Below are 10572 nucleotides of genomic sequence, written 5' to 3' on the forward strand. Positions count from 1 at the left end.
GCCCCCGACCCCGCTCAGCCCAGCGCGCCCAGCGCCTCGGGTACCCGCGGCCCCGGAGCATCCGCGCCGAGGAACCCGTGTGCGCGCAAGAACGCCGTCACCGTCGGCGACCACGCCATCCGCAGCCCCGCCGAGGCCAGCAGCTCGGGATCCGACAGCAGGACGGGAGCGGCCCCCACCCGAATCCCGCAAGGCGTGAGCACAGCCGCCTCGTCCGCCCACCGCACCGCCAGGTCCACGTCATGGGTGGCCATCACCACCGTGGTCCCCGCCGCCCGCAGCCTCGCCAGTACGTCCAGCAGCCGCTCCTGCCCGTCCGGGTCGAGCCCGGCCGTCGGCTCGTCCAGGATCAGCACCCGCGGAGCCATCGCCACCGCGCCCGCGATCGCCGCCCGCTTCCGCTGCCCGTACGACAGCAGGTGCGTCGGCCGGTCGCGCAGCGCGGTGATGTCCAGCGCGGCCAGCGCGGAGTCCACCCGCTCGCGGACCTCCGCCTCCGGCAGCCCCAGGTTCATCGGGCCGAAGGACACGTCCTGTTCCACGGAGGCCGCGAAGAGCTGGTCGTCGGGGTCCTGCACCACCAGCTGGACGGTGGTGCGCAGCCGGGTCAGGCCCCGCCGGTCGTACCCGACCTCCTCGCCCTCCAGCCGCAGCGCGCCCGACGCGGGCCGCAGGCCGCCGCTCAGCAGCCGCATCAGCGTGGTCTTGCCGCTGCCGTTGCGGCCCAGCAGCACCAGGGCCCGCCCCTCGGCGATCGCGAAGTCCACGTCCGACAGCACGGCCGGCCCGTCCTCGTACGCGTACCCCGCGCCGACCAGCTCCACCAACGGGGTCACAACCCCAGCTCCTTCAGTACGAGGGTCCCCGCGACCAGGCCGGCCAGCAGGGCGGCGGCGGCCGCCAGGAACCGCCGGGACAGCGCCGCCGGCGGGACCAGGACCCGCAGCGCGCCGTCGTAGCCGCGCCCGGCCAGGCCCTCCTGGAGCCGGGCGGCGCGGTCGAAGGCCCGGACGAACGAGGTCGCCGCGAGCCCGGCCACCGAACGCCACGCGGCCGCCCGGCCGGCCTGCCCGAGCCGGGCCGCCTGGGCCCGGCGGACCTGGGCCAGGGAGTCCAGCAGCAGGAAGCCGATCCGGTACATCACCAGGGCCACGTCCACCACCGGTGCCGGCACCCCGGCCCGTACCAGCCGGGGCAGCACGTCTGAGACGGGCGTGGTGAAGGCGAACAGCAGCACCCCGAGGGAGGCCGCCGAGGTGCGCAGCAGCAGGTCCAGCGCGTGCCGGGGCCCGTCCGGGGCCGGCGCGAGGAACCCGTCCGGGCCGCCCACCGAGACCAGCAGCGGCAGCGCGCCGGTGACGCAGAACCCCAGCGGGACCCGGAAGGCCCGCCACAGCTGCCGCCCGGACACCCCGGCGGGCCCCAGCAGCACCGCGAGGGTCGCCGCGGCCACCAGCGGGCCGCCGGGCCACGGCGGCAGGCACACGGCGGTGACGGTCAGCCCGAACCCGAGCAGGGCCTTCTCCAGCGGGTGACGGCCGCGCCAGCGGCTGGAGTGCGCCGCGACGTCGATGGGCAGCACCGGCTACGGCTCCCGTACGGGTTCGGCGGCGTCCTGTTCCCGTGCCGCGCCCTGTGCCCGCGCCTGCGCCGCGCCCTGGCGGCGGCCCCTGCGGACCCCGAAGTAGTACGCGAGCACGCCCGCGCCCAGGGCCGCCTGGAGGGCGAACAGCGCGGACTCCACCTCGCCCGACGGGGGCTCGTACAGGGGGGAGAACCAGGGCTTGTAGTCGGGCTTCAGCTCGGTGATGGCCGACTCCGCCTGGGCGTCGGCGCCCGTGAAGGGCTCCTCCTTGCCCTCGCCGAGCCCCAGCGCGAGCGGCAGCACGGCCAGTGCCGCCACCAGGAGCAGCAGCAGGGTGTTGATCTTGGCGTTCCTGGTCATCGGGCCGCCGCCTCCTCGGTCCGCCCCGCTCCGGTCAGCTTCGCGACCCCCAGCCGGACCAGGTCCGACTTGCTCGACTGCATCAGCAGCCGCATCACGAGCACCGTCAGCAGCCCCTCGCTGACCGCGAGCGGGATCTGGGTGAGGGCGAAGATGCCCGCGAACTTCTCCAGGGAGCCGAGGAAGCCGCTCGCCGGGTCCGGGAAGGCCAGCGCCAGCTGGACGGAGGTCACGCAGTAGGTGACCAGGTCGGCGAAGAAGGCCCCGAAGAAGACGGTGACCATCAGCGGGGCGCCGGACCTGCGCAGCAGCTTGTAGACCGCGTACCCGGCCCAGGGCCCGGCGATGGCCATCGAGAAGACGTTGGCGCCCAGGGTGGTGAGCCCGCCGTGCGCCAGCAGCAGGGCCTGGAACAGCAGGGTGATGGTGCCGAGCACCGCCATGATGGGCGGCCGGAAGAGGATGGCGCCGAGCCCGGTCCCGGTGGGGTGCGAGCAACTTCCCGTCACCGAGGGGATCTTCAGGGCGGACAGGACGAACGTGAACGCACCGGACGCACCGAGCAGCAGGGTGCTCTCGGGGTGGGACTTCACCTCGCGGGTCAGGGCGCGGACCCCGTGGACGACGAACGGGGCGGACGCGGCGCCCCAGGCGGCCGCGTGCAGCGGGGGCAGGAACCCCTCGGCTATGTGCATGAGTTGGGAGACCTCTCCAGCACCTCGTGGATGGACGTACGCGCCCCGGCCGGTCTCCTGGCTGACGGGTACTGCCGCCCCGGCTCCGCCTTCCCGGGTCCGCACGGTCTCCCGTGCGGTCCCAGTGGCTCCCGCAAGGGGTGGAGCTGGACTTCCCGATCACAGTGGCGAGGGCCGCACCGGTTTTCCACCGGTTTCCCGAACACCAAGGCCAGCTGACCCTAGTCGCCCGCACGGACCGGTATCAACCCGGACCGATCCGGCCGATCGGATGGCCGAATTCCGTTTCCTCCCCCGGACGGGCGCCGAGCGCTGGCGGGGCCGGCGGCCGGCCCGCAGGGTGGGGGCGTGCCCGACTTCGACTACTCCGACCTGTCCGCCGTTTTCGTCAACTGCACCCTCAAGCGCTCGCCCGAGACCAGCAACACCGAGGGGCTGATCTCCAAGAGCCGCGCCGTCATGGAGTCCGCGGGGGCCCGGACCTCGCTGATCCGCGCCGTCGACCACGACATCGCCACCGGCGTCTGGCCCGACATGACCGACCACGGCTGGGAGAGCGACCAGTGGCCGGTGCTCTACAGCCAGATCATGGACGCCGACATCCTCGTGCTCTGCGGCCCGATCTGGCTCGGCGACAACAGCTCGGTCATGAAGCAGGTCATCGAGCGGCTCTACGCCTGCTCCTCGCTGCTGAACGACAAGGGCCAGTACGCGTACTACGGACGGGTCGGCGGGGCGCTGATCACCGGCAACGAGGACGGCGTCAAACACTGCGCCATGAACGTCCTCTACAGCCTCCAGCACCTGGGCTACGCCGTCCCGCCGCAGGCCGACGCGGGCTGGATCGGCGAGGCGGGGCCGGGCCCCTCGTACCTGGACCCGGGCTCCGGCGGCCCCGAGAACGACTTCACCAACCGGAACACGACCTTCATGTCGTGGAACCTGATGCACCTCGCGGCGCTCCTCAAGCGCGCCGGGGGAGTTCCCGCCCACGGCAACCAGCGCTCCGCGTGGGACGCCGGCTGCCGTTTCGACTTCCCGAACCCGGAACACCGCTAGGGCGGGCCCTCAGCAGGTGTTCGGGTGCGCGACGTCCACCACGAGCCGCTCGGGCGCGTGCAGGACGGAGGTGCTGTAGGCGGGCTGGGTGTCGAAGGCGGCGCCGAAGGTCACGTACCCCTCGTAGTCGCCGGTCAGGGCGATGCCCTTGAGCTTGCTGAGGCCGATCTGCTGGAGCTTGGGACCCTGGTAGACGTTGTTGCCCGCGTCGTCGTGACCGGCGGCCGGGTGCAGACGGATCTCCAGGAAGTACTTCCCGGGCAGCGGGACGGGCTTGCCGGACCCGTCGTAGACCAGCTGGGAGACGGGAGTGACGGTGAACGGGGGCACGGAGCCCTGGAGGTCGATCACGATCCGGTCGTACGTGCAGTGACCGCCCCAGCGGGCGTTGACGACGAGCGGGGTGGTCGAGCGGACGGCGGCCGGGGCGGCCGCCGAAGCCGGTGCGGCGAGCGCGAGCCCTGCGGTCAGCAGGGCACCCGTGGCCAGGGCCACGATCCGGCGGCGGTGCGGGTGGTGACGCATGGCGTCCCCCCGATCCTCTGAGACGGTGAAATGCCTGTCATCCGGTATGACACCCACGGGAGCCCCGTGGTTGCACGCCCTTGGCCGCCGGCGCGGCCTCAGAAGGTCAGCAGCGCGCTCAGCTCGGCGTCCAGGTCGTAGTGGCGGTCCTCCTGCCCCCGCGGGACCAGCTCGGTCATCCGCCGGCACAGCTCGCGCAGGTCCTTGGCCCGGGCGGAGACCACGCAGCCGCGTTCGCCGTTGCTCAGGGCCAGCAGGACGCGGGGCTCGGTTCCGCTCCAGCGCGGCCACACCTGTATGTCGCCCTCGCCCGTGGCGCAGCTCTGCCCGTCGATCAGCAGCTCCCGCGAGAACACCCAGCGGGCTATCCGGACCCCGGCGCCCCGGAACTCGACGGCGACCTCGTACGGCCGGTCCGTGCGGTAGACGAAGACGCCCTCCAGGGGGACGGGCAGCGGTGCGGCCTCCAGCCGCAGCGGCAGGACACGGTGTTCGGTGATGGCCATGGCGGCTGCCTCTCTACGCGGGGTAACAGCGCCCCCCGCAGCACGCTAGTGCACGGACCGGCCGCCGCCCGGGGGCCGAAGGTCCCGACCCGGACGGGCCGTGGGACCCCTCTTGGCCACCCACGCGCAGGGGCCCGGCGCAACCGCGCCGGGCCCCTGCTCAGAGTGCTCGGATCAGCACTCGATGACGTTGACCGCGAGACCGCCGCGCGCGGTCTCCTTGTACTTGACCTTCATGTCCGCGCCGGTCTCCTTCATGGTCTTGATGACCTTGTCCAGGGAGACCTTGTGGCTGCCGTCGCCGCGCATCGCCATCCGCGCCGCCGTGACGGCCTTGACCGCCGCCATGCCGTTGCGCTCGATGCACGGGATCTGCACCAGGCCGCCGACGGGGTCGCAGGTCAGGCCCAGGTTGTGCTCCATGCCGATCTCGGCCGCGTTCTCCACCTGCTCGGGGGAGCCGCCCAGCACCTCGGCCAGGGCGCCCGCGGCCATCGAGCAGGCCGAGCCGACCTCGCCCTGGCAGCCGACCTCGGCGCCCGAGATGGAGGCGTTCTCCTTGAAGAGCATGCCGATCGCGCCCGCGGCCAGCAGGAAGCGCACCACGCCGTCCTCGTCCGCGCCGGGCACGAAGTTCACGTAGTAGTGCAGGACGGCCGGCAGGACGCCCGCGGCGCCGTTGGTCGGCGCGGTGACGACGCGGCCGCCCGCCGCGTTCTCCTCGTTGACCGCCATCGCGTAGATCGTCGTCCACTCGCTGCGGTGCAGCAGCGGGTCGCCCTCGGTGCGCAGCTGGCGCGCCGTGGCGGCGGCCCGGCGCTTGACGCGCAGCCCGCCCGGGAGGATGCCCTCGCGGGACATGCCGCGCGAGACGCAGGACTGCATGACCCGCCAGATCTCCAGGAGACCCTCGCGGATCTCCTCCTCGGTCCGCCAGGCCTTCTCGTTCTCCATCATCAGGGAGGAGATCGACAGACCGGTCTCGTTCGCGAGACGGAGCATCTCGTCACCCGAGCGGAAGGGGTACTTCAGCACGGTGTCGTCGAGCTTGATCCGGTCCTGGCCGACCGCGTCCTCGTCCACGACGAAGCCGCCGCCGACCGAGTAGTAGGTCTTCTCCAGCAGCGGGGCGCCGGAGGCGTCGTAGGCGAAGAGGGTCATGCCGTTCGCGTGGTACGGCAGCGAGCGGCGGCGGTGCAGGATCAGCTGGCTCGGCTCGTCGAAGTCGATCTCGTGGACGTCGCCTATCTCCGTCCCGAGCAGCCGCAGCTTCCCGGTGCGGCGGATCCGCTCCACCTCGTCGTCGGCGGTCTCCACGTCCACCGTGCGCGGGGAGTGGCCCTCCAGGCCGAGCAGGACCGCCTTGGGGGTGCCGTGGCCGTGGCCGGTGGCGCCGAGGGAGCCGAAGAGCTCCGCCCGGACGGACGTGGTCTGGGCGAGGACGCCGTCCTTCTTCAGCCGCGACACGAACATGCGCGCGGCGCGCATCGGGCCGACCGTGTGGGAGGAGGAGGGGCCGATACCGATGGAGAAGAGGTCGAAGACGGAGATGGCCACTGGCGGACTCCCTTGTCGGCTCGTGGGGGTGGAGAGGGGCAGGGGTGTGGTGGAGCGGGGTGGTGCGCGGGGGATCTGCGGATTTTGTCCGGCAGACGAGCGTAACGCGTGGAGATGAACGTTTCTGCTCGCGGAAGGGTCCGGTGGACGTGAGTCAGCTCGCGTTCCGGTGGCCCCGGCGGGGGAGGGGGCCGGGGAAGGGCAGCAGAAAGGGGCCCGGCCCTGTGCGGAACAAGGCCGGGCCCCTCCTGGCCCGTGACTACAGCGACGGGTACAGCGGGAACTTCGCGGCGAGCGCGGAGACGCGCGCCTTGAGGTCGTCCGCGTCGAACGCCGGCTTCAGGGCCTGCGCGATGATCTCGGCGACCTCGCGGAAGTCCTCGGCGCCGAAGCCGCGGGTGGCGAGCGCCGGCGTACCGATGCGCAGGCCCGAGGTGACCATCGGTGGGCGGGGGTCGTTCGGGATGGCGTTCCGGTTGACCGTGATGCCGATCTCGTGGAGCCGGTCCTCGGCCTGCTGGCCGTCCAGCTCGGAGTTGCGCAGGTCTACCAGGACCAGGTGCACGTCGGTGCCGCCGGAGAGGACGGACACGCCCACCTCGGTGACGTCCGGCTGGACCAGGCGCTCGGCGATGATCTTCGCGCCCTCCAGGGTGCGCTCCTGGCGCTCCTTGAACTCGGGCGAGGCTGCGACCTTGAAGGAGACGGCCTTGGCCGCGATCACGTGCTCCAGCGGACCGCCCTGCTGGCCGGGGAAGACCGCGGAGTTGATCTTCTTCGCCAGTTCCTGCGTCGACAGGATGACACCGCCGCGCGGACCGCCGAGGGTCTTGTGCGTGGTGGTGGTGACCACGTGGGCGTGCGGCACCGGGTTCGGGTGCAGGCCCGCGGCGACCAGGCCCGCGAAGTGGGCCATGTCGACCATCAGGTACGCGCCGACCTCGTCCGCGATCCGGCGGAAGGCGGCGAAGTCCAGCTGGCGCGGGTAGGCGGACCAGCCGGCGACGATGAGCTGCGGCTTGGACTCCTTGGCGAGGCGCTCGACCTCGGCCATGTCGACCTGACCGGACTCGTCGACGTGGTACGGGACCACGTTGTAGAGCTTGCCGGAGAAGTTGATCTTCATGCCGTGGGTCAGGTGACCGCCGTGGGCCAGGTTCAGGCCCATGATCGTGTCGCCCGGCTTCAGCAGCGCGAACATCGCGGCGGCGTTGGCCTGCGCACCGGAGTGCGGCTGGACGTTCGCGGCCTCGGCGCCGAAGAGCGCCTTGATGCGGTCGATCGCGATCTGCTCGACCACGTCGACGTGCTCGCAGCCGCCGTAGTAGCGGCGGCCCGGGTAGCCCTCGGCGTACTTGTTGGTCAGCACCGAGCCCTGGGCCTCCATGACGGCGACCGGAGCGAAGTTCTCCGACGCGATCATTTCCAGGGTCGACTGCTGGCGTACGAGCTCCGCGTCGACGGCGGCGGCGACGTCGGGGTCGAGCTCGTGGAGAGGGGTGTTCAGAACGGACATCAGGATCCCCTGGGGTGTCAGTTACCGGCGGTGAGGGCGGTGTACTCGTCGAAGGAGAGCGCGTCCTTGGGCTCCTCCGAGAGCTTCACCTTGAACAGCCAGCCACCCTCGAACGGGGCGGAGTTCACCAGCGCCGGGTCGTCCACGACGTCCTGGTTGAACTCGACGATCTCACCGGAGACGGGGGAGTACAGGTCGCTGACCGACTTGGTCGACTCCAGCTCACCACAGGTCTCGCCCTCGGTGACCGTGTCGCCGACCTCGGGGAGCTGGGCGTAGACGACGTCACCGAGTGCGTCGGCGGCGAAGGCGGTGATGCCGACCGTCGCGACGCCGTCAACGGCGTCCGACAGCCACTCGTGCTCCTTGGTGTAACGCAGCTGCTGGGGGTTGCTCATGACCTGATTCTCCTGGATGCGGTGCGGTGGAAACGAACAGTGGTCTTGCGGAGTGAGACGGCCGGTCCGGCGTACGGGCGCTACTTCTGCCGCTTGTAGAACGGCAGGGCCACGACCTCGTACGGCTCATGGGTACCGCGAATGTCCACGCCGACACCGGAGGCGCCGGGCGCGGCGTACTCCGCGTCGACGTACGCCATCGCGATCGGCTTGCCCAGCGTCGGGGACGGGGCGCCGGAGGTGACCTCGCCGATCACCTTGCCGCCGGCGACCACGGAGAACCCGGCGCGCGGGGCGGCGGCCCTCGGCGACCAGGCCGACCAGCTTGCGCGGGGCCTGCGTGGCGGCGCGCTCGGCGGCGGCCTCCAGGGCGGCGCGGCCGACGAAGTCGCCCTCCTTCTCGAACTTCACGACCCGGCCCAGCCCGGCGTCGAAGGGCGTGAGGGAGGTGGTCAGCTCGTGCCCGTACAGCGGCATGCCCGCCTCCAGGCGCAGGGTGTCGCGGCAGGACAGGCCGGCCGGGACCAGGCCGACGCCCTCGCCCGCCTTGGTCAGCGCCTGCCACAGCTCCACGGCGTGCTCGGGGGAGACGAACAGCTCGAAGCCGTCCTCGCCGGTGTAGCCGGTACGGGCGATCAGCGCCGGCACGCCCGCGACGGTGCCCGGCAGGCCCGCGTAGTACTTGAGGCCGTCCAGGTCGGCGTCGGTCAGCGAGGCGAGGATGCCGGGGGACTCGGGGCCCTGGACGGCGATCAGCGCGTACGCGTCACGGTCGTCGCGGACCTCGGTGTCGAAGCCGGCGGCGCGCTCGGTCAGGGCGTCCAGCACCACCTGGGCGTTGGAGGCGTTGGCGACGACCATGTACTCGGTCTCGCCGAGGCGGTAGACGATCAGGTCGTCCAGGATTCCGCCGTCCTCCTGACAGATGTGCGTGTAGCGGGCGCGGCCGACACCGACGGTGGAGATGTTGCCCACGAGGGCGTAGTCCAGCGCCTTGACGGCCTCCGGGCCGGTCAGGGTGATCTCGCCCATGTGGGAGAGGTCGAAGAGGCCGGCCTTGGTCCGCACGGCGTTGTGCTCGTCGCGCTCACTGGCGTAGCGCAGCGGCATGTCCCAGCCCGCGAAGTCGGTCATGGTCGCACCGAGCGAGCGGTGCAGCGCGTCGAGCGCGGTCAGGCGGGGGGCAGTGCTCATGGGTGTGTGGCTCCCGGGTCCCAGGGCATGACATGACGAGGACGATCCTCCCCATCTGTCATCGGAACCTGAGAGGTTCGCCGAGAGTCCCCGCGGGGGGAACGCCGACTTGCACCTTGGGTGGAGCTGCGGACAGCTCGCTTTTCAGATCTGCCTCATCCACGCGGTACGGGGCCTGAGAGATTCAAGGGAGGGACTTGCTCCTTCGGCGCCCGGGCGCGGCCTTTCGGCCGGCCGGGACTCTCCCGCGCGGATTCAAGCGGCCGGTATGCAGTTGGTGTCCAGATGGCGCACATCATTGCACGGGTCGGGCGGAAGCGGGCAGGGGGGCCCGCAAGAACGTACGGAACGCCGGTGCCGTCCGCGCCCCCCGGGGTCCCAGCCGGCGGACGGCGGGCCCGGAACCGACCCGCCGGGATTACCGTCTCTTTACATTCAGCGGGCATGGGGCCCTCGCGGCCCGACTCGGGGGGAGACGATCACGGTGCGGAGATTCGGAGTGGTGACCAGTACGGGAACGGTGGACGAGGTCGGGGCGCGGCCCCTGACCGCAGCTCCCGGAACGGTCCGCGACCTGCGCGGATCGCTCTCCCGCGGCCCGCGGCGGCTCAACTTCCCGGCCGGTGACATCGTGGTCGTCTCCGGCCTGCCGGGCGGCGGCAAGTCCACCCTGATCAAGCGGGCGGCGCCGGGCGGAGGCATCGACTCCCAGGACGTCCGCGAGCGCTGGGAGCGGCGCATGCCGGCGGCGCTGCCGTACGTGGTGTACCGGCCGCTGGTCCGGGCGTCCCACTACTGGACCCTGTGGCGCGAGCTGCGCTCCGGTGCCTCTCTGGTCGTCCACGACTGCGGCACCCAGACCTGGGTCCGGGCCCTCCTGGCGGCGTCCGCCCGGCGCCGGGGGCGGCGCCTGCACCTCCTCCTGCTGGACGCGACCCCGGAGGAGGCCCTCGCCGGCCAAGCCGCCCGCGGCCGGGGCGTCTCGGCGTACGCCTTCGCCCGCCACCGCGCGGCGGTGACGAGCCTGCTGTCGGCGGCGGAGTCGGGCCACGCCCCCCGAGGCTGCGCCTCGACCACCCTCCTGGACCGCCCGGCGGCGGCGAACCTGACGGAAATCACCTTCACGCTCTGACCCGGCGCCGACCGCCGCTGCGCGGGGCTGAAATCAGCCCCGCCG

At 72.1% G+C, this 10572-nt stretch carries 11 protein-coding genes, 1 pseudogene and 2 riboswitches; of the genes and pseudogenes, 2 read left to right on the plus strand and 10 right to left on the minus strand.

The features are described 5' to 3' along the window. Positions 1 to 14: 14 nt before the first annotated feature. The 4 genes from VR44_RS24490 to VR44_RS24505 are packed head-to-tail and all read right to left on the minus strand — an operon-like array spanning position 15 to position 2640. Complete coding sequence (locus VR44_RS24490) at positions 15 to 836, minus strand: ATP-binding cassette domain-containing protein (protein ID WP_045949749.1); 822 nt, start codon at positions 834 to 836, stop codon at positions 15 to 17. Further along, positions 833 to 1582 (minus strand): cobalt ECF transporter T component CbiQ, encoded by a 750-nt coding sequence (gene cbiQ, locus VR44_RS24495; protein WP_045949750.1) that lies wholly within the window; start codon positions 1580 to 1582, stop codon positions 833 to 835. Before cbiQ ends, VR44_RS24490 begins: the two co-directional genes overlap by 4 nt. Before the next feature lie 3 nt (positions 1583 to 1585). Continuing rightward, a complete protein-coding gene (locus tag VR44_RS24500; protein ID WP_045949751.1) occupies positions 1586 to 1945 on the minus strand; it encodes an energy-coupling factor ABC transporter substrate-binding protein in 360 nt (119 codons plus the stop codon). After that, positions 1942 to 2640: an energy-coupling factor ABC transporter permease gene (locus VR44_RS24505; protein ID WP_045949752.1), complete on the minus strand. Its 699-nt coding sequence runs from the start codon at positions 2638 to 2640 to the stop codon at positions 1942 to 1944. The genes VR44_RS24500 and VR44_RS24505 overlap by 4 nt, the downstream gene beginning before the upstream one ends. A 30-nt stretch (positions 2641 to 2670) precedes the next feature. Continuing rightward, a riboswitch (cobalamin riboswitch) is annotated at positions 2671 to 2865 on the minus strand. Between the two features lie 123 nt (positions 2866 to 2988). Between VR44_RS24505 and VR44_RS24510 the strand changes: the two genes are divergently transcribed. Beyond that, a complete protein-coding gene (locus VR44_RS24510; RefSeq protein ID WP_045949753.1) occupies positions 2989 to 3699 on the plus strand; it encodes a flavodoxin family protein in 711 nt (236 codons plus the stop codon). A gap of 9 nt (positions 3700 to 3708) precedes the next feature. Here VR44_RS24510 and VR44_RS24515 read toward each other — a convergent pair whose 3' ends face one another. From VR44_RS24515 to gcvT, 6 genes and pseudogenes are all read right to left on the minus strand, one after another. After that, on the minus strand, positions 3709 to 4224 hold the full coding sequence (locus tag VR44_RS24515; RefSeq protein WP_045949754.1) for an AMIN-like domain-containing (lipo)protein: 516 nt from the start codon (positions 4222 to 4224) through the stop codon (positions 3709 to 3711). 98 nt (positions 4225 to 4322) lie between these two features. Next, positions 4323 to 4730, minus strand: coding sequence for an SsgA family sporulation/cell division regulator (locus tag VR44_RS24520; RefSeq protein WP_094191882.1), 408 nt, complete (start codon positions 4728 to 4730; stop codon positions 4323 to 4325). A 174-nt stretch (positions 4731 to 4904) separates the two neighbouring features. Further along, on the minus strand, positions 4905 to 6287 hold the full coding sequence (locus VR44_RS24525) for an L-serine ammonia-lyase (protein ID WP_045949755.1): 1383 nt from the start codon (positions 6285 to 6287) through the stop codon (positions 4905 to 4907). Between the two features lie 259 nt (positions 6288 to 6546). Next, a complete protein-coding gene (glyA, locus tag VR44_RS24530; RefSeq protein ID WP_042811644.1) occupies positions 6547 to 7803 on the minus strand; it encodes a serine hydroxymethyltransferase in 1257 nt (418 codons plus the stop codon). A gap of 17 nt (positions 7804 to 7820) precedes the next feature. Then, a complete protein-coding gene (gene gcvH / locus VR44_RS24535; RefSeq protein ID WP_045949756.1) occupies positions 7821 to 8201 on the minus strand; it encodes a glycine cleavage system protein GcvH in 381 nt (126 codons plus the stop codon). 80 nt (positions 8202 to 8281) lie between these two features. Next, a pseudogene (gcvT, locus tag VR44_RS24540) lies at positions 8282 to 9395 on the minus strand (glycine cleavage system aminomethyltransferase GcvT). A gap of 154 nt (positions 9396 to 9549) precedes the next feature. After that, positions 9550 to 9653, minus strand: a riboswitch (glycine riboswitch). Positions 9654 to 9897: 244 nt separating this feature from the next. Between gcvT and VR44_RS24545 the strand changes: the two are divergent. Next, positions 9898 to 10527, plus strand: a complete 630-nt coding sequence (locus VR44_RS24545) for an AAA family ATPase (protein WP_425424530.1) — start codon at positions 9898 to 9900, stop codon at positions 10525 to 10527. Positions 10528 to 10572 lie beyond the last annotated feature (45 nt).

The sequence above is a fragment of the Streptomyces katrae genome (genome assembly GCF_000966975.1).
In the GTDB taxonomy this organism is placed as follows: Bacteria; Actinomycetota; Actinomycetes; order Streptomycetales; family Streptomycetaceae; genus Streptomyces; species Streptomyces katrae.